The organism is Pseudarthrobacter sp. S3, from assembly GCF_050156905.1.
Classification (GTDB): domain Bacteria; phylum Actinomycetota; class Actinomycetes; order Actinomycetales; family Micrococcaceae; genus Arthrobacter.
In genome coordinates this window covers 380526-399525 of record NZ_CP189583.1, presented here as the reverse complement: position 1 = coordinate 399525, position 19000 = coordinate 380526, and the positions used below count along the sequence as shown (strand labels likewise).

At 64.9% G+C, this 19000-nt stretch carries 17 protein-coding genes; 3 read left to right on the top strand and 14 right to left on the bottom strand.

Annotated elements, in window-relative coordinates; all coding sequences use genetic code 11:
* Nucleotides 1-11: 11 nt before the first annotated feature.
* The 4 genes from ACQCSV_RS01935 to merA form a co-directional block, all read right to left on the bottom strand.
* Nucleotides 12-770: a sulfite exporter TauE/SafE family protein gene (locus tag ACQCSV_RS01935; protein WP_354160974.1), complete on the bottom strand. Its 759-nt coding sequence runs from the start codon at nucleotides 768-770 to the stop codon at nucleotides 12-14.
* Nucleotides 767-1384, bottom strand: a complete 618-nt coding sequence (locus tag ACQCSV_RS01930; protein ID WP_426939070.1) for a rhodanese-like domain-containing protein — start codon at nucleotides 1382-1384, stop codon at nucleotides 767-769. The genes ACQCSV_RS01935 and ACQCSV_RS01930 overlap by 4 nt, the downstream gene beginning before the upstream one ends.
* A gap of 163 nt (nucleotides 1385-1547) precedes the next feature.
* Nucleotides 1548-1670, bottom strand: a complete 123-nt coding sequence (locus tag ACQCSV_RS01925) for a hypothetical protein (protein WP_426939069.1) — start codon at nucleotides 1668-1670, stop codon at nucleotides 1548-1550.
* 276 nt (nucleotides 1671-1946) lie between these two features.
* Nucleotides 1947-3389 (bottom strand): mercury(II) reductase, encoded by a 1443-nt coding sequence (merA, locus tag ACQCSV_RS01920; RefSeq protein WP_426939068.1) that lies wholly within the window; start codon nucleotides 3387-3389, stop codon nucleotides 1947-1949.
* 276 nt (nucleotides 3390-3665) lie between these two features.
* Between merA and ACQCSV_RS01915 the strand changes: the two genes are divergently transcribed.
* Both ACQCSV_RS01915 and ACQCSV_RS01910 read left to right on the top strand, forming a co-directional pair.
* A complete protein-coding gene (locus ACQCSV_RS01915; RefSeq protein ID WP_354223488.1) occupies nucleotides 3666-4055 on the top strand; it encodes a heavy metal-responsive transcriptional regulator in 390 nt (129 codons plus the stop codon).
* A 90-nt stretch (nucleotides 4056-4145) separates the two neighbouring features.
* Nucleotides 4146-4826: a haloacid dehalogenase type II gene (locus tag ACQCSV_RS01910; RefSeq protein WP_354155517.1), complete on the top strand. Its 681-nt coding sequence runs from the start codon at nucleotides 4146-4148 to the stop codon at nucleotides 4824-4826.
* 119 nt (nucleotides 4827-4945) lie between these two features.
* On the opposite strand, the gene ACQCSV_RS01905 is transcribed toward ACQCSV_RS01910, so the two are convergent.
* The 10 genes from ACQCSV_RS01905 to ACQCSV_RS01860 form a co-directional block, all read right to left on the bottom strand.
* Nucleotides 4946-5713: a glucosamine-6-phosphate deaminase gene (locus tag ACQCSV_RS01905; protein WP_354155518.1), complete on the bottom strand. Its 768-nt coding sequence runs from the start codon at nucleotides 5711-5713 to the stop codon at nucleotides 4946-4948.
* A gap of 83 nt (nucleotides 5714-5796) precedes the next feature.
* On the bottom strand, nucleotides 5797-6522 hold the full coding sequence (locus ACQCSV_RS01900; protein ID WP_426939508.1) for a FadR/GntR family transcriptional regulator: 726 nt from the start codon (nucleotides 6520-6522) through the stop codon (nucleotides 5797-5799).
* Nucleotides 6523-6655: 133 nt separating this feature from the next.
* Nucleotides 6656-7459: an alpha/beta hydrolase gene (locus tag ACQCSV_RS01895; RefSeq protein WP_354155534.1), complete on the bottom strand. Its 804-nt coding sequence runs from the start codon at nucleotides 7457-7459 to the stop codon at nucleotides 6656-6658.
* A gap of 256 nt (nucleotides 7460-7715) precedes the next feature.
* On the bottom strand, nucleotides 7716-8567 hold the full coding sequence (locus ACQCSV_RS01890) for an IclR family transcriptional regulator (protein WP_354155520.1): 852 nt from the start codon (nucleotides 8565-8567) through the stop codon (nucleotides 7716-7718).
* A gap of 73 nt (nucleotides 8568-8640) precedes the next feature.
* The gene (locus tag ACQCSV_RS01885) at nucleotides 8641-9897 is read right to left on the bottom strand and encodes an aminopeptidase P family protein (RefSeq protein ID WP_354155521.1); all 1257 of its coding nucleotides are present in this window, start codon (nucleotides 9895-9897) and stop codon (nucleotides 8641-8643) included.
* A 62-nt stretch (nucleotides 9898-9959) separates the two neighbouring features.
* On the bottom strand, nucleotides 9960-11357 hold the full coding sequence (locus ACQCSV_RS01880) for an MFS transporter (RefSeq protein ID WP_426939067.1): 1398 nt from the start codon (nucleotides 11355-11357) through the stop codon (nucleotides 9960-9962).
* A gap of 312 nt (nucleotides 11358-11669) precedes the next feature.
* Complete coding sequence (locus ACQCSV_RS01875; protein ID WP_426939066.1) at nucleotides 11670-14177, bottom strand: GcvT family protein; 2508 nt, start codon at nucleotides 14175-14177, stop codon at nucleotides 11670-11672.
* A 36-nt stretch (nucleotides 14178-14213) separates the two neighbouring features.
* Nucleotides 14214-15185, bottom strand: a complete 972-nt coding sequence (gene purU / locus ACQCSV_RS01870; RefSeq protein WP_354155523.1) for a formyltetrahydrofolate deformylase — start codon at nucleotides 15183-15185, stop codon at nucleotides 14214-14216.
* An 11-nt stretch (nucleotides 15186-15196) separates the two neighbouring features.
* Complete coding sequence (locus tag ACQCSV_RS01865) at nucleotides 15197-17101, bottom strand: BCCT family transporter (protein WP_354223449.1); 1905 nt, start codon at nucleotides 17099-17101, stop codon at nucleotides 15197-15199.
* Nucleotides 17102-17137: 36 nt separating this feature from the next.
* Nucleotides 17138-17488: a bifunctional 3-phenylpropionate/cinnamic acid dioxygenase ferredoxin subunit gene (locus ACQCSV_RS01860; protein ID WP_354155525.1), complete on the bottom strand. Its 351-nt coding sequence runs from the start codon at nucleotides 17486-17488 to the stop codon at nucleotides 17138-17140.
* 248 nt (nucleotides 17489-17736) lie between these two features.
* On the opposite strand from ACQCSV_RS01860, the gene ACQCSV_RS01855 reads away from it, so the two are divergent.
* On the top strand, nucleotides 17737-18960 hold the full coding sequence (locus ACQCSV_RS01855) for an FAD-dependent oxidoreductase (RefSeq protein WP_354155536.1): 1224 nt from the start codon (nucleotides 17737-17739) through the stop codon (nucleotides 18958-18960).
* Nucleotides 18961-19000 lie beyond the last annotated feature (40 nt).

The window sequence follows — 19000 nt, the reverse complement described above, 5'->3', positions numbered from 1 at the left end:
GTTGGGTGGCGTCAGGCGGTGAGGGTGCCGGCGGTAACCCACGCCGCGACAGCGAAGATGAGTACCGCGAAGGATATGCGGATGTGCTTGTCCTGCAGGCGGCGGGCCAGGCGGGCGGCGAGGACGGAACCCAGGATGGCCGGGACCGCGAACGCCAGGGTGGTGGCCCAGTCGATGGTGTAGCCGGCGGCGTGGGCGCTGAAGCCGGCGGCGGAGTTAATGATGATGATCGCCAGGGAGGTTCCGACAGCCTGCTTCATCCGCAGGCCCAGGAAGATGGTCAGCGCGGGGGTGATGAGGAACCCGCCGCCTACCCCGAGCAGTCCGGTGAGGAATCCTACGAGCAGGCCCACCGCCACGGCCTTCGGGGCGCAGGACCGGAAAGCCCGGTGGGGGCCGGTGCTGCAGGACCCTTCGGACTCGCGGGGCTTCATCAGCATCCGGATGCCCGCAGCCACCATGATCACGGCAAACCCCAGCATCAGGATATTCGGATCCAGCAGCTTGCCTACGGCCGCGCCGGCCCAGGCCGCCGGAATACCGGCGGCCCCGACCAATGCGATCACGGGCCAGTTCAGGCCCTCCCGGATCCGGGGAAGCAGGGCTGCCAGCGAAGACACCCCCACTACCAGCAGAGAGGTGGGGATGGCCTGCGCCGGACTCATGCCCATCCCGTACACCAAAGCTGGAACGGCGATGATCGACCCGCCGCCGCCCACTACGCCCAGGACGATCCCGACGACGAGCCCCAGACCCAGGGCCGGAATCATGCCGCGGCGTCCTCTTCTGCGGCCGGAACGGGAAGCTGCAGGATAGCGCTTTCTCGGGTGGGCTCCGTGGCTGCCTTGTTCCACGGCATGGCCGAGAGGGCCTTGCCCATGGCGCAGGTGTTGGTCGCGGCCGAGAACGTCAGGCCGGTGCCGATGGCGCCGGCCAGCATGCGGATCTTCGGGGAGACGAACCTGCCCCCGGCCAGGCCCAAAACCACCAAGGAACCCGCGGCCAGGCGGACTTGGCGCTCAAGGTCCCAGCGGTCCTTGCCCTTGACCACGTCGCCGCCGGCCGCGTCGAAGCCAGGAACGCCGCTGGTGAGGACGTAAGCAGTGTCCAAGCCGACGGTCGCCATGCGCTGGCGGGCCTGCTCGGCCCGTACCCCGGACTGGCAGACCAGAACCACTCGCGAACCCAGCCGCGCGGCGAGCTCGTCAGTGTGCTCGGACAGCAACGGCAGCGGCACATTGTAGGAGCCGCGGATATGCATGGACTCGAACTCCGCGGCGGAACGCACATCGATTACCACCAAATCCCGGTGCTCTTTAAACCAGGACTGAAGGGTCTCCGGGGCAAGTGCCTTAACGGCGGCTGCTTTGGAAGGGGACGTCATTGAAGGCCTCTCGGGAGGGGTCGGGTGGATACCCACCGATATTACAGATACCCCCCGGGGTAGTCAAAACACCCTGGGGGGTATAAGTCATGAAACACCCGCGAGCTATTCTGGAGCATCCCTTGGAGCTGAATCCCACACAACTCACCCTGTGATCAACCCCCTAAAGCGCGCACAGGGCCATTTCGCCGCCGTCTCGAAGGCCTTCGACCGGGCCGGATTCGCCATCATTGAGGTCTTGGCCGTTGGTGGATACGCGAGCGTGACCGTTCAGCAGCCCGGTCATGGTCTTGAACGTACCGGCTATCCCCCCACCGGATTCTGTTGATCGAAGCAACACCTTCTTTCAAGGTGGTTCGACATGTATCTCAGTCCCTTGTCAGCAGCAGGCGTCCGGTCTTTTGACTCGGTAAAGCACGGGCATGGTCTCAAACCGTCAGCCCGACATGCTGGCAGCGAGAGTGCCCTCGCTGGCTCTGTCCGGTGGGGTCAGACGGTCGGTGAGTTGGATGAAGCCAGTGGTTCATGGCGGTTCCTTCTTCCGGCGTGGCGGGGGCCGGGGTCAGGATGCGCAGCAGGAAAGTTTGGAGACGTCCGTGGTGAAGGACTGGGCGGCGATCTTGATCCCTTCGGCCATGGTCAGGTAGGGGCTCCACAGGTTTGCTACCTGGTCCACGGTCATCCCGGCTTCCAGGATGTAGACCCCGGCCGCGGCCAGGTCCCCGGCGTCCTTGGCGACGGCCGTGATTCCCACGATGCGTCCGGTGTCCGTGTCCGCGACGATCTTGATGAAGCCGCGGGTGTCCCTGTTCACCAGGGCTCGGGGAACGTACTCCAGAGGCAGGACCCGGCATTCGCACCGGATGCCGGCGTCGTTGGCTTCCTTGTCCGTCATCCCGACCGCGGCCAGGGCCGGGCTGGTGAAGGTGACCCGGGGCAGGTGCCGGTAGTCAACCTCGCGGCCGGCGTTGTTGAAGGCGTTCTCCACCACCAGGGAGCCGTGGGAGGCTGCGACGTAGACGAATTCGCGGTGTCCGGTCACATCCCCGGCGGCCCAGATCCGGTCATTTGAGCTGGCCAGGGTGTTCTGCACGAGGATTTCGCCCCGGTCACCGGTTTTGACACCGACGGTGTCCAGGTTCAGGCCGTCCGTGACCGGTCGGCGTCCCGTGGCGACCAGCACCCTGGCGGCCCGGAATTCCTCCTGGCCGCCGGAGACGGCCGCGGTCGCGACGATTCCGCCGGTGGCCGGGTCCGTGCGCACCGAGGACACGGCCGCGCGGCGGACGACGCGGATACCCTCATCGGCGAAGACACCCATCAGGGCCCGGGAAGCCTCGGGTTCCTCGGCCGAGGCCAGCCGGGAGCGGACCAGCATGGTTACCTTCGACCCGAGCCGGGCGAAGAGTTGGGCCTGTTCCAGGGCCACGTACCCGCCGCCGATGACCAGCAGGGAGTCTGGGACCTCCTCGAGTTCCATCGCGGTGGTGGAGGTCAGGTAGCCGGTGTCCGCCAGTCCCTCGATCGGGGGTGCCCACGGGGCGGACCCGGTGGCCACCAGATAGTGCGCGGCCCTTACGGATTCCCGGGCACCGTCCTGTCCGGTAATTTCCAGGACCGGATCTTTCTGGGTGCCGGCGAACACGGCATTGCCCTGGCGCAGCTCCCAGCCGTAGTCCGCGATCAGGTCCACGTACTTATCCGACCGCATCGTCTCCACCAGGGAACGCTTCCCGCCGATCAGCCCGGCCATGTCCACGGGAGCGGCGGAGGTGCTGATGCCGGGGAACCTGCCGGATGCGTCCAGGGCAACATGCCTGGCCTCTGCCGCCGCGAGGAGTGCCTTTGAGGGAATACAGCCGGTGTTCACGCAGGTCCCGCCGACGGTGGAACGCTCGATCATCAGAACCCGTTTGCCGAGGTTGGTCGCCCGGATCGCGGCGGCGAACGCCCCGCCCCCGGAGCCGATGACGGCCAGATCAAAATCAGGTGTTGGTTCAGACATGAATCCTCCAAAGTCGTACTGCAGCGCCGTCCCGCAAGCCCGCGACGGTGCCTCGTGTGTGGGTCTGCCCCCAGTCTGCACCTTCCACCAAGGGGGAAGGTCAAGAGGCGTACCCGCACCCGCAGGGAACCGCGGAGCCCTGACCCGCCTTCACTCACCCGAAAAGGTGGGCTTCCCTAGGCCCGGGGCGGCGCACACAGGGTCCTGTGCCCGTTCTTGACCTTCCACTAAACTGGAAGGTCAAGAGGGAAATCCCCCCGGGACAAGAGGTGCATGATGCGTATTGGCGAAACCGCCGCAGCCGCCGGCTTGACGGCCAAGACCCTGCGGTTCTACGAGGACCGGGGCCTGCTGCCGGCCGCCGACAGGGCGCCGAACGGATACCGCGACTACCCCCAGGAAACGGTCAGCCGGCTGGAATTCATCCGCCGCGGCCGCACCGCCGGGCTGACACTGGCCCAGATCGGAGACATCCTCTCCGTCCGGGACACCGGCCAGGCCCCCTGCGTACACGTGAAGGATCTGCTGGCCAAACAGCTCCGCAACCTCGACACCCAGATCGCAGAACTGTCCGCACTGCGGGCAACCGTCGCCGAACTCCATCACGCCGCGGCAGCAGGGGACCCCGTATCCTGCGACCCCGACCGCATCTGCAGCTACCTCTAACGAGGGCCAATGCCAGTTCGCCGCTACTGAATTTCCCCAGCGCCCGGCAGAATTGCACCCGAGACGTACACGCGACCAGAAGGAGAACCCATGACCACCGCAATCTCTGTCATTGTCTTTGATGTCAACGAAACCCTGTCAGATATGTCGCCCATGGGGGAACGCTTCAGCGAGGTGGGGGCTCCGGCCGAACTGGCCAAACTCTGGTTCGCTTCGCTGCTGCGTGACGGCTTCGCACTGACGGCCAGCGGAGACAACGGATCGTTCGCCGCCATCGGGGCCGACGCACTCCGGGGACTTCTGACCGGGATGAAGCTTAACCGCCCTCTCGAGGCGGCGGTCGACCATGTCATGGGCGGTATGGCCGGCCTTGGGGTACATCCGGATGTCCCCGGGGGGATCAGGGCCCTCGCCGCTGCAGGGTTCCGGCTGATTACGCTCAGCAACGGCTCAGCCCAGATCGCAGGGAATCTGTTCAGCGAGGCCGGGATCCGGGAAGCGTTTGAGTCCCTGCGCTCGGTCGAAGACGCGCCCGCCTGGAAGCCTGCCCGTGCCTCTTATGAATATGTCGCCGCCGCTTCCAAGGCCGACCCAGCCGGCATGCTGCTGGTGGCCGTGCATCCCTGGGACATTCACGGCGCCGCCCGTGCCGGGCTGCATACAGCGTGGCTGAACAGGACCGGGGGCAGCTACCCTGGCTACTTTGAAGCTCCTGAATTAATCATCACAGCCCTGACCGAACTTCCCGCGGCTCTGGCAGCAGCGCACTGACGAGGGCCGTGCCCCCGGCCCGGCGAGGGCCGGGGCTACGGGTGACCGCCGCTCCCTGCCGCCACCCACACCTTCCCGGGGCCTCAGGCACGGACCCGCCCGGCGCTGGCTGAGTACACCTAGACGCTGGCAGCCGCCCCGGACACGCGCACGGCAACCTGCCCACTCCCCTGCGACAGCTGGGACGCTGCGGCTTCGTCGGCCACCACCGTCACGTGAGGATGCAGCTGCAGGACCGAGCCCGGGCAGTCGGCAGTGACGGGTCCGTTGAGGGCGGCGGCCAGGATGCCGGCCTTGTCCGCGCCGTTGACCACCAGCAGGAGATGGCGGGCTTCGAGGATGGTGCCCAGCCCCTGTGTAATGCACCGCAGCGGCACCTCCTCCGGTGTGCTGAAGTAGCGGGCGTTGGCTTCGCGGGTGCGTTCGGTGAGGACTTCCACCCGGGTCCGGGAGTCCAGGGCGGAGCCTGGCTCATTGAAAGCCAGGTGACCGTTGTGGCCGATGCCGAGAATCTGCACGTCGATGCCGCCAACGCCGGCAATGGCGGCGTCGTAGTCAGCGGCGGCGGCTTCGGGGTCCGCGGCGCTTCCTTCCGGCACCGCTACGTTGACGGGATCCAGGTGCAGCCGCTCAGTGACTTCGCGCCGCACAACTTCGGCGTAGCTTTCGGGGTGTCCGGCGGGTAGGCCCACGTACTCGTCCAGGGCGAAGGCGCGGACAGCGGACATGTCGAGCCGGTGGTTGGCGAGCGCCGCGTAGATGGGCAGCGGCGATCCACCCGTGGCCACGCCCAGGACAGCGTCGGGCTTGCTGCGGATGACGGCAGCAAGGATACCGGCGGCTACTGAACCGGTGGCTGAGGCGGTAGGAACAACGAAAATTTCCACGGCAATGGCACTCTCTACGAAAAGGGCAGGGCTAAATCCGCCCGGAGCGCGGGCGGCGAAGGAAAAGGCAGAGGGAATACAGGCTAAGCGGCCGCGACGTCCTTGAGCTTCAGGCGGATGCCGTCAAAGTGGCGCTGGAGACGCTCGGACGCAAGGGCCTTGTCCTTGTTGGCCACGGCATCGAAGATGTCCCAGTGGTCCTGCGTCTGCTGCTCGAGGTTGACCGGGCCGGTACCGAGGGCCAGGTGGATCTTCCGGTAAACCTGCCAGAAGACATCCATGAGGTTGATCAGCAGCTCATTGTTCAGGGGGGCGTACAGGCGGCGGTGGAACTCGGCGTCGTGATCATGCAGCGGCTCCCCATTCTTGGCGGCGGTCTCCATGGCTTCCATGGTGGAGCGCAGATCCGCCAGGTGTTCGTCGGTAAGCAGGTTAATGGCCGGTCCGATCAGTCCAGACTCAAGGGCCTGACGCACATCGATGAGCTCCATGGCTTCTTCGCCCTTGTGGCGTAGGGAGAGCCGGCCACGGAAGGTCAGGCCCGACACCAGGGCGCTGAAGTTGTTGGGCGCAACGAACATGCCAAAGCCGTGCCGGATCTCGATAACGCCCAGCGCCTGCAGTACTTTCAGGGATTCACGAACGGTGTTGCGGCCCACGCCCAGTTCGGCGGAGAGTTCACTTTCGGTGGGCAGTGCGTCCCCAACGTCCAGTCCGCGCTCCAGAATAAGATCCATGATCCGCGTCTGTAGGGCAGACGAACGGAGCTGCGCGCTGAAACGGGCGGGCGATACTTCTTGCGATGCGATGGCCACGGGGTCTCCTCCTTGCCGCGCTTAAGGGTCGCGACTCGTCCTACCTCTCAATGGTACAGGAGATGGGACGTCCAATGTCCGAAAGTTACTCACCTTTTCGAACATTTTTATTTCGGAGGGACCGAATCTAACCCAAAAGGGATTGCACCACCTCGCGGCACGCCCGGTAACCAGGGGTTTTGGGATCGATCAGGGCGTAGTGGTCCCCGGGAACCCTGATCAACCGGGTCTCCATGTGCGCGGCGGTACCAGCGGTGACATAGGAGTCGGACTGGCTCAGCGGAACGGTGGAGTCCTCGGATCCATGGACCGCGACAACCGGAACGGCCAGTGGAAGGGCACTCATCGGATCCGCGTACCGGTAGCGGTGCGGATACTTCGACGACGACCCGCCCAGCAGGTTGCTCACCGCACCGTTGCTGAGGTTCAGCTTCTCCGCCTCGGCCAGGTTAAGAAGGCCGGACTGGCTGACCACTCCGGTCAGATGCACTGCGGAGGCGTCCGACTTGCGCGGCACCTGGCGGTCGGCGTCCGGCATTCCCAGCTGAGCAAGCTTGCCGCGGCCAGCAGCCCAGGCAGCCAGATGTCCGCCAGCCGAATGACCCAGCGCCACCACCGGGCCAAGGTTTAGGGCGTGGCTCGCCGCGAGGTCGCCGAGCTTGTCGATTCCGGCGAGCACGTCGATGAACGTGTTTGGCCAGCCGCCGCCGTTTCCGGCCCGCCGGTATTCAAGGTTCCAGGCGGCCATGCCATGGGCGGCCAGATCACGGGCGATCGGCTCACCCAGCTCTGCGCCGTACTGCGAGCGCCAGTAGCCGCCATGGATCACCACTACCACGCCGCGGTGCTCACCGCCAGCAGGCAGCTCCGGCAGGAATAGCTCACCCCATTGGCTGGCGTCCTCGCCGTACTGGTACTTGTGCCGCTTCACTGCATCCCCCTCGGCGCCGCCGCCGGCGGTACCGTTCCGCTCGGCGCCGGGCGAACACGCGGTGCCGAGAGTTCCAAAGGCGGCCGCGGCCGCCGCGCCAACCAGCGTGCGGAATACAAACGTCCGACGCCGTAGATCAGCCATGTGCCGAGCCTACAGCGTGCCTCGCGGGGGTCCGCTCTTGGTCAAGGCATCCAGTCACCGAAACACAAAAATTAAAGGAGGTGGCCGCCGGCATCATTTCTGGACTTGCCGGCTAGCGGCCTTCCCGGCCGGCGCCGGATGCTTTGCCACCCAGCCGTGCAGTGACTTTGTCCGCCGCTGCCATGCAGGATTCGCCCAGGATCTGCAGGCGTTCCATGGAGACTCGGAACCGTGGGGCCGGGATGAGGACTGCTGCCACGACGTCGCCGCGATGATCGTAGACCGGGGCGGCAACGCCGACTTCATCCATGGACGATTCGCCGTAATTGATGGCCCATCCCCTGCTGGAATCGTCTTTAAGGCGGCGCAGATAATCCTCGAGTGAGGCTTCGTCCAGTCCAGGGTAAGTAATGGCTCCACCGTGCAGAAGGGAACGCACCCGCTCCTCCGGTTGCGTTGCCAGGAACACCTGGACCGAGGAACTCAACGCGTCGTTGTACCGTGCCCCTAGCGGGGCGGTGTGCTTGATCTGGTGACGGCTGGCAATCTGCTCCACGCAGATTGACTCGTTGCCCTCCCACATCATCAGGGCGCTGGTTTCGCCCGTCAGCTCCGTGAGTTCGCGCAGGACGGGATAGGCGACCCGCCGCTCCTCCAGCTCGGCCAGTAACGGGCCGGCGACGGAGATCAGGCCCAGTCCAAGGCGGAACCGGCGGGTGTCCGCATCACGCTCCACGAGGTTTTCCTGTTCGAAGGTAGCCAGGATCCGTGACACCGTGCTCTTATGCAAGCCCACCCGGTTGGCGATCTCCGTCACGCCGAGCAACGGGTCATCGGCCGTGAATGATCGAAGGACGGCGATGGCGTTGACGATGACTGAGGCGCCCTTGGTGTCGCCCTTGCCGTTTGTGTCAATGCCGTTGGAGTCGGCGCCGTTGGTGTCACGGGAATCTGGTGTGGTCATGATGCTCACTATCATTGCGCATAGTCAGCGGAAAGCGGCGCCGCGTTACACGGCGCCGCTACCCGCGGAGGGGTTAGGCCCCGATGATGTTGTATTCCGGTCCGAACGGGAACTTGGTGATGTTCTCGGCACCGTCTTCACCGACGACGAGGATGTCGTGTTCGCGGTAGCCGCCGGCACCCGGCTGGCCATCCAGGACGGTGATCATGGGCTCCATGGACACGACCATGCCCGGCTCCAGCACGGTGTCGATGTCTTCGCGGAGCTCCAGTCCGGCTTCGCGGCCGTAGTAGTGGCTGAGGACGCCGAAGGAGTGGCCGTAGCCGAAGGTGCGGTTGGCCAGCAGTCCGTGGCCGACGTAGATTTCGTTGAGCTCGGCGGCGATGTCTTTGCAGACGGCGCCGGGTTTGATCAGCTCGAGACCGCGCTTGTGGACTTCGACGTTGATGTTCCACAGTTCCAGGGAGCGTGCATCGGGTTCGCCGTAGAACAAGGTGCGTTCCAGTGCTGTGTAGTAGCCACTGGTCATGGGGAAGCAGTTCAGGGACAGGATGTCGTGTTCCTGGATTTTGCGGGTGGTGGCCCAGTTATGGGCGCCGTCGGTGTTGATGCCGGACTGGAACCATACCCAGGTGTCGCGGATTTCGGAGTCCGGGAAGGTGCGCGCAATCTCGTGCACCATGGCCTCGGTGCCGATCAGGGCGACCTCGTACTCGGTGATACCGGCAGTGATGGCGTGGCGGATGGCTTCGCCGCCCAGGTCACCGATCCGGGCGCCGTGCTTGATGACCTCGATTTCTTCGGCGGACTTGATCATGCGCTGGCGCATGGCGGCATGGGCCACGTCCACCAGAGTGGCACCGGAGAAAGCGGCCTGGATCTTGTTGCGGTTATCCAGGGGCAGGGAGTCGTCCTCGACGCCGAGCCGGCGCGGGTTGATACCGCGGGTCCGCAGGACTTCCTGGATGGCGAAGATGTAGTTGTCCCGGCGCCAGTCCGTGTAAACCAGGTTGTCGCCGAAGCTGCGGCGCCACGGCATCCCGGCGTCGATATTCGCCGTGACAGTGACGTTGTCATCCTTGGTGACCACCATGGCGTAAGAGCGGCCAAAGGTGGTGAACAGGAAGTCCGAGTAGTACTTGATGGAGTGGTAGCTGGTCAGGACGACGGCGTCCAGTTCCTTTTCGGCCATGATCCGGCGCAGGCCGGCGAGCCGGCGCTCAAACTCCGTGTCGGAGAAAGTCAGGCTGACCTTCTTACCGTTCTTCAGGACCTTGGTCCGCTCCAGTTCGGCGACGGATGTGGCGTTCTCGGATGTTGTGCTGGTCATTGTGGGTGGTGCCTTTCTTTACTGCGGTTTGCGGGGATGGAAAGTCTTCGGCGCCGGCCGGGCTATTCGTGGCGCAGCGGTTCCTTGCCGGTTTCTCTGGAGAGTGCGACGGCGATCAGGGAGATGACTGCGGCTGCGACCAGGTACCAGGCAGGAGCCAGGTTGTTGTGCGTGGCTGCGATCAGGAGTGTGGCCATGAACGGGGCGGTGCCGCCGAACAGGGCGTTGGAGAGGTTGAAACTGACCGCGAAGCCGCTGTAGCGGACACGGGTGGGGAACATTTCGGCGAGGAAGCTCGGAAGTGTTCCGTCATTGAGGGTGAGCATGGCACCCAGCAGGATCTGGACGAGGACGATGACCAGGAAATTTCCGGTTCCCAGCAGTGCGAAGGCGGGTACGGTCAGCACAATGAACGTGATGGATGCACTGATCAGCACCTTCTTGCGCCCGTAGCGGTCCGAAAGCATCCCGGTCAGGAAGATGAATCCGATGTACGTCACCAGCGCAATGGTTGTGGCGAGGAACGATTCTGTTCCCCCGAGGCCCAGCTCAGCGGACAGGTAGGTCGGCATGTAGCTGAGGATCACGTAGAAGCCGACGGCATTGAGCAACACGGCTCCGACGGCCAGAAGCAGCTGCCGCCAGTGCTTCCGGAACAGACTCGACACCGGCGCCTTGATGGCCTCGTCCTCGGCTGCCAATTCACGGAACACCGGGGTGTCTTCGAGCTTGGTCCGGATATAACGGCCGATCAGCCCCATCGGGGCCGCCAGCAGGAACGGCAAGCGCCAGCCCCAGCTGTGCATCGCGTCCGAACTGAGCAGGACGGTCAACAGGCCTGCGAGCAAAGACCCGAGGAGCAGGCCGGCTGCGGTGCTGGCGGGAACAACCGCGGCGTACAGTCCACGCTTGTTGGCAGGGGCGTACTCGACCAGGAAGGCCGACGCTCCGGCGTACTCACCAGAGGCGGAGAAGCCCTGCGCCACCCGGATGATCAGGAGCAGGATGGGAGCCCAGATGCCGATCGTGTCGTAGCCCGGAATAAGGGCAATGCAGAACGTTGCACCGGACATGATCAAAATCGAGAGGGAGAGTGCTGTCCGCCGGCCCACCCTGTCACCGATGTGGCCCCAGACGAACCCGCCCAGCGGGCGTACCAGGAACGAGATCGCGAACAGTGCGAAAGTCAGCAGAAGCCCGGTTTGGGGATCCGATCCGGGGAAAAAGACTGCCGCGATCGTGACAGCCAGATAGCCGTAAACGGCGTAGTCGAACCACTCAACAAAGTTGCCGATAAAGCTGGCCGCGATGACCCGGCGGCGGGTTTCCTTGCTGACGGCGTTGTCAGCGGGTTCATAGTTTTGGCCACTCATAGTGCTGCGGCCGGGGCCGTCCTGTGCACCATGCGGCTTGGGGCCAGGGCCTCCCGCAAAAGCGGGAGAGGAAGTTTCGTTACTCATGTGTCCACCAAGGTTGTTTTGGGGTTGCAATCAGCGCAACGCTGTTGCACCAGAATAGGCGTGATGCACGCCACAGTCAATACTTCCTTTGCGACTAGGCCCGAAGCTCCCCGGCACGGTCGGTACCTGATTGGCGACGACAAGCAGCAAGCCTCTACATGGGACGGCATGGCAAGTGGTTGCGTAGATTGACTTTAAGTTGCGTTGAACGAGACCTGCGCGGGTCTGATATCCAAGGCGGAACCGGGTTTCGCCGGGCACGCAAAAGCCCGCCGGCCTGCGTAAGCAGGCCGGCGGGCTTCGGGGTTTCACTCAGCCGCGCAGGCGCTCCATGCCGGGATCGAAGAGCGGCTCGGCCGTGACGGTCGCGGCGATACGCTTCCCGAAGTACTCGATCTCCACCGGGTCGCCGACAGAAACCGACGCCGGCAGCCAGGCGTACGCGATCGGCTTGCGCACGGAGTAGCCGTACGCTGCGCTCGTGACGTACCCGGCAGGCTCGCCGTTGACATACACCGGTTCTTTGCCGAGCACGACCGAGGTGCCGTCGTCGACGGTCAGGCACCGCAACGCCCGGGTGGCGGGCTGCTCCTTGCGGGCGGCCAGCGCCTCCCAGCCCACGAAGCCTTCCTTATCCTTGGCGATCGAGAAGCCCAGCCCGGACTCGTAGGGGTGGTGCTGCGACGTCATGTCCGTGCCCCAGAGCCGGTAGCCTTTCTCAAGCCGCATGCTGTTGAAGGCTCCGCGTCCGGCTGCGATGATGCCGTGCTCCCGCCCGGCCTCAGACAGCAGGTCCCAGAGCTTCAGCCCGTATTCCGCGGTGGTGTAGAGCTCCCAGCCGAGTTCGCCGACGTAGGACAGGCGCATGGCCGTGACGGGGATGCCGCCCACCGAGATTTCCTTGGTCCGGAAATACTTCAGGCCGTCGTTGCTGAGATCGTCCCCGCTGACTTTCCCGATCACCTCGCGGGCCAGGGGTCCCCACAGCCCGATGCAGCAGGTGCTGCCGGTGATGTCGGAGACGTGCACCCACTGGGCAGGATCCGCGGCCGACTGCCGCCTGGCTTCAACGCGCAGGTAGTCGAAGTCCACGTTGCTGTTCACACCCAGCTGGAACTTTTCCTCCGCGAGCCGGGCAACGGTCACGTCGCTGAGGATGCCGCCGGCGTCCGCCAGCAGCAGACAGTACGTCACGGCGCCGGGCTTCTTGGCGATGTTTCCGGTGCTCAGGCGGTGCAGCAGCGCCTGAGCACCCGGCCCGTTGACCTCCAGCCGCTTCAGCGGCGTCATGTCATAAAGCCCGACGGCGGTGCGCGTCTTCCACGCTTCGGCCGCGGAGATGGGGGACGAGTACATGGCTGCCCACTCGTCCCGCTCAGGCGCCTGCCACTCGACCGGAAGCTCGGCCAGCAACCCACGGTTGGCCTCGAACCAGTGCGGACGCTCCCAGCCCGCGGACTCGAGGAAAAACGCCCCGAGTTCCTTTTGCCGGACGTTGAAGGGGCTGAGCCGGAGGTCACGCGGGGATTCCCTGGGCTGCAGCGGGTGCATCACGTCGTAGATTTCCACGAAGTTCTGCTGGGAGGTTTCGCTGACGTACTGGTCGCTGGTCTGGACTTTCTCGAACCGCGTGAGCTCGCAGCCGTGCAGGTCGGTGCGGGACTGGCCCTCGGTCAGCAGCTCGGCCATGGCCTTTGCGACGCCGGCCGAATGGGTGACCCAGACTGCCTCGGCCACAAAGAAGCCTTCGACGTCGGGCGACTCCCCCATCAGCGGGCCGCCGTCGGGAGTGAACGAGAAGATGCCGTTGAAGCCGTCTTCGATCCGGGTTGCGCGCAGGGCCGGAAGCAGGTCCTGGCAGTCCTCCCAGGCCGGGGCGAAGTCTTCCAGCGTGAAGTCCAGGCGGGACGGCATGTGGTGCTCTGACATGTCTTCAGCGCCGACGCGTGGCAGCTGTTCCATGTCCACGGGCATCGGTTTGTGTGCGTAGCTGCCAATGCCGATCCGGTTACCGTGTTCGCGGAAATACAGGTCGCGGTCCTGGTAGCGCAGGATGGGCTTACTGGCCCCGTTGGGCATCTCGTTGACGCCGCGCAGCCCGTCCAGCGGGGTGGTCTTGACGTACTGGTGTGCCAACGGCAGCAGCGGGACCTTCATGCCCACCATTTTGCCGAGCTCTCGGCCCCAGAAGCCGGCGCAGGACACCACGAGGTCTGCCGGGATCACGCCGTCGGCCGTTTCAACGCCGGTGACCTTGCCGCGTGCCTGCTCGATGCCGGTCACCGCTGTGGAACCGAGGAATGTCACGCCTGCCTGCCGTGCGCGGCTGATCAGCAGCTGGACCGCGCGGGCCGCGGAGGCCAGGCCGTCGGTGGGAACGTAGAGACCTCCGAGAACGGTGTTGCCGTTGCCCAGCGTGCCGGAGTTCAGCAGCGGGTAATGCTTCCGGCACTCATCCGGGTCGATGATCCGGCCTTCGATGCCCCAGGAAGTGGCGTAGCCGAGCTTGCGTTCAAGGTCCTTCAGCCGCGCCTCGGTGGTGGCCAGCTCGAGCCCACCTACCTGGTTGAAGCAGGACACCCCGTCGGCACTGAGGGAGAGCAGCTTGTCCACCGTGTAGCTGGCGAATTCGGTCATGGTCTTGGACGGATTGGCCTGGAAGACCAGGCCGGGCGCGTGTGAGGTGGAGCCGCCGGCCAGTTCCAGCGGACCCTGTTCGACGACCGTGATGTTGTTCCAGCCGCGGCTGGCGAGTTCGTCCGCAAGGTTGGTGCCGACGATGCCGGCGCCGATGATGACAACGCGTGGGGATGCGCTCATAAGTGATTCTCCTGTTTAGCTTGGCGGACGTTCGCGTTAGCGGAAGACGACGGTGCGGGTGTTGTTGAGCAGGACGCGGTGCTGGCAATGCCATTTGACCGCCCGGGACAGTGCCTGTGTTTCTGCGTCCCGGCCAACGGTCACCAGGGCATTCGCATCCAGGCTGTGGTCCACCCGGAACACCTCCTGCTCGATGATGGGACCTTCGTCCAGGTCCGGGGTCACGTAGTGCGCCGTTGCCCCGACGAGTTTCACGCCGCGGTCATAAGCCTGGTGGTAGGGTTTGGCGCCTTTGAAACCGGGCAGGAACGAGTGGTGGATGTTAATGGCACGGCCGCGCAGGCTGGTGCACAGGTCATTGGACAGCACCTGCATGTAGCGGGCCAGGACCACCAGGTCCGCGTTGTACTCGGCCACGAGGTCCAGCAGCCGCGCCTCGGCTTCCGGCTTGGTGTCCGCCGTCACCGGCACATGGATGAAGGGCAAGCCAGCGGCTTCGGCCATGGCGCGCAGGTCCTCGTGGTTGGAAACCACGACGGCGATCTCCGCGCCCAGGCTGCCCGCCTGCCACCGGAAGATCAGGTCGTTGAGGCAGTGCCCGAACTTCGAGACCATCACCAACAGCCGTTGCGGCCGGCCGTCGTGGATGCTGAAGTCCATGCCGAATTCCCCGGCGATGGGTGCAAAGGCCGCGGTCAGGTTCTCCACGTTGTTCTCGTCCAGGGGGCCTCCCTGTTCCTCCCGGGGGCTGAGCTCGGGGCCACGGCCGCCGGTGAACGCGGTGCGCAGGTAGAGATTCCCGCTGACGTGGTCGTCGAACTGCTGGTGCTCCACGATGTCGAAGCCGCGGTCCGCCAGGAACGCCGTGACAGCGCGGACGATTCCGGGCTGCTCGGGGCAGGACAGGGTAAGGACGAACTGGGCGGGGCGGGTGGTGGCCGCTGCCGTCGCGGCGCCCGCTGCGGCAGTGGCGTTGCCCGGGGCGCGGCTCTCAATGAGGATGGTCACGGTTGTTGCTCCTAAAGCGTGCGTGTGGGATTGGCGGACTCGGTGCTGGGGACATCGCCGGGGCAGCGGATCCCGTCCGGGCAGCGTTCGCTGCATTCATGTTTGGTCACGAGATCGAACTGGACTCCGCCGTGCTGGTCTACGCCGGCGCGGATGGCACGTTCTACCACTGAGTCCGCTAGCCGGCGCCGGAGTGACATCGGGTCGCGGCGCAGGTCCTTGACGAGGGCGAAGCACAGCAGCAGCATGACCAGGACGAACGGCAGCGCCGCCACAATGGTGATGCGTTGCAGGCCCGAGAGCGCTTCCGAAGGCTCGTCGCCGCCGGCCAGCAGCATTACCGCCGCCACAGCACCGGTGAGGAGGCCCCAGAAGATCACCAGGCCCCGCTTCGGGTCAGAGGACCCGTTGGAGCTCAGTGACGCCATGATGATCGACGCCGAGTCGGCCCCGGTGATGAAGAAGATGGCAACCAGGACCATAGCCAGGATGATGACCGCAGTGGTCAGCCAGGCAGGCATGGACATGTTCTTCACCAGGTCGAACAGTGCGCCGTCGAAGTCGATGGACGGTGCCCCGTTAACCATGGACACCAGGCCGGCGGTGCCCGCCTTGTCCGCTTCCTGCTGGACGTGGAAGGCTGTTCCGCCAAAGATTCCGAACCAGATGACACTGACGATGCTGGGGACCAGCAGGACGCCGGTAACGAACTGGCGGATAGTCCGGCCCCGGCTGATCCGGGCGATGAACATGCCGACAAAAGGCGTCCAGGATACCCACCAGGCCCAGTAGAAGATGGTCCAGCCGGACATCCACTTGCGCAACGCCTCGTCACCGACGGCCTCCGTGCGGGACGACATTTCGGCCAGGTCCCTGGCGTAGTCTCCTACTGCGGCGGGGATGAGGTTGAGGATGAACAGGGTTGGGCCGGCGATGAAGACGATGAGCGCCAGGACCACGGCCAGGACCATGTTGATGTTGGACAGCCACTGGATGCCGCGGCTGATGCCGGACACTGCCGAGGCAACGAAACAGGCCGTCAGGATGGCGACGATGCCCACCAGGACGGGGGTGCCGATTTCGCCGATCCAGCCGTTCGATGTCAGGCCACTGCCGATCTGCAGTGCACCCAGGCCGAGGGACGCGGCCGTGCCGAAGAGCGTGGCAAAGATCGCAAGGATGTTAATGAACTTCCCCACCGGTCCTTCCACAGTCCTGATGCCGAACAGCGAAGTAAACGCTGCGGAGATCAGCTGCCTGCGGCCCAGGCGGTAGGTGCCGTAGGCCATGGCAATTCCCACCACGGCGTACATGGCCCAGGGGTGGAGGGTCCAGTGAAAGATGGAGGTGGCCATGGCCGTCTGGATGGCTGCGGGAGTGCTTCCGTCCACGGTTCCGGGCGGCGGGGAGATGTAGTGGTAGAGCGGCTCCGCTACGCCGTAGAACATCAGGCCGATGCCCATGCCTGCCGCGAACATCATGGAGACCCACGAGACCGTCTTGAACTCCGGTTTTTCGCCATCCTTGCCTAGGGGAATGTTGCCCCATTTACCAAGGGCCAGCCAGAGGACGAAGACAACAAACAACGAGGCCAGGACCATAAAGAGCCAACCGGTGTACTCCATAACCCAGTTCAGGGCGGTGGTTGAGGTGGCGGCCAGGCTATCCCGCCCGAGGAAGCCCCAGGCTACGAAAGCCAGGGCGACGGCGCCGGTGATACCGAAGGTGGCCTTATCGAGAGTGAGCTTACGGTTCCGGCGGTTTGTCACCGACTGTTCGGACCGGGCCTGGCGGAGTTCCTGCATGATCTGCTCGGTGTCCTCGGCCTCTGCGAGCTGATCTTGGACGGTCAAGGGAAGGGAATCTGTGTCAACGCGGATTTCGTCGACTGTGCGGGTTTCGCTATTCAAAGCCATGAGCCAGTCCTTTGGTTCGGATACATGGGCTTGCTGTTAGACGTGGCCGTCTACTGTCAGGCCAGGGGGGAGGTTGGGAACCTCCGTGGATTCGGCGATCATGATGTCGCCGTCGATCACTGTTACTTCATGGGAGCGCACCGGCAGCTTGGCCGGCGGCGCGTCTACGCTTCCCGTGCGCAGGTTGAACCTGGAGGCGTGCAGCGGGCATTCCACCCAGCAGTCCTCCACCCAGCCGTCCGCCAGCGAGGCGTCCTGGTGGGTGCATGTGTCGTCGATGGCAAAGAGCTCGCCTTCTTCTGTGTGGAAGACGGCGATGGGCGGCGACGTATTGAGCCGCAGCGCTTCCCCAGGAGCCAGTTCACTGAGCGGGCATGCCTTGTGCATGGTTGGACCTCTTGTTTTCTTCGGGGACCCGGTGTCTCCCGCGATGGCCGCAACGTTCCGTAGTGAACAACAGCAATCGCCATATGCAACACAGTGCGCCAGCTCACAGTGCTTGTCAAGAGTTTTTTCTTCTGTTGCGTTCTCCAGACTTCCTGGCTTTCCACCCTTGACAGTGACCGTGGCATAGATCACTCTGTTGCATATAGCGATTGTTGTTGCGCACAAAGCAATTGAAAGAGGCCGTATTGATGCAGACGCTTGCGATTATCGGAGCCTCCCTGGCGGGACTTTCCGCCGCCCGGGCGGCCCGCGCCCAAGGCTTTACCGGACGGCTGGTCATCATCGGCGATGAACCCCACCGTCCGTACGACCGCCCGCCGCTGTCCAAGGACTTCCTGCTGGGCGCGATCAGGGCCGAGGACCTATTCCTGGAAACCGACGCCGATGAGCTGGCGGCCGAATGGGTGCTGGGGGCAGAGGCCGCTTCCCTGGACGCGTCCTCCCGGACCGTCTTCCTTAAGGACGGCCGCACCATACAGGCGGATGGCATTGTCATAGCCACAGGAGCGAGGGCACGGCGGCTGCCCACCCTTGCCGGGCTGAGCAATGTCTTTACCCTCCGTACGCTCGCCGACGCACAGAGTCTTGCCCCCGAGCTGGTGCCCGGCAGCAGGATGGCCGTGATCGGGGCCGGCTTCATCGGCGCCGAGGTTGCCGCCGCGGCTGCGTCGCGGGGCATGGAAGTGACCATGATCGATACGAAGCCCGTACCGTTCGCCGCGCAGCTCGGAACGGAGATGGGCGGCGTGGTCGCCGGACTCCACGCAGCCAACGGGGTGGAGCTCATTTCTTCCGCCGTGATCGAGGACTTCTACAGCGGCGAAGGAAACGTCACCGGAATCCGGCTGGCCGGCGGACGCTACGTGGCCGCCGACGTCGTGGTGGTTGGCATTGGGGCCGAGCCCAACATCGGGTGGCTGGAAGGCTCCGGCCTGGAGCTGCGCGGCGGGGTACTGTGCGACGCCATGGGACGCACCGGCATGCCGGGAATAGTGGCCGTGGGTGACTGCGCCGCTTGGTTCGACCTGGCATCGGGCACGCACCGCCGGATGGAACACTGGACCGGCGCCCTTGAGCGGGCAGCCGTCGCCGTCGAGGCACTCCTGGACGCGGACGCGGCTCCGAGGCCGGCCAAGCCGCACTATTTCTGGTCCGACCAGTACGGCGTCAAGCTGCAGTTTGCCGGCCATTCCGCCGGTTACGACCGGGTGGAGATCGAGGTGGGCGACGTCCACGCGCACAGCTGCCTCGCCGTCTACTACCGCGACGATGTGGCAGTGGCGGTCCTTGGCATGAACCAACCCCGCCTGTTTACCAAGTGGCGCCGGAGCCTCGCGGCGCCGGCACCCGATGTGGCGGCACCCGTCCGCCTGGACGTTCCCGGACTCATGGGAGCCGCCGCCGTGTCCTGAAAGCACTGTTCCGAAGCTCTAAACCTGAAAACCCGGCCTA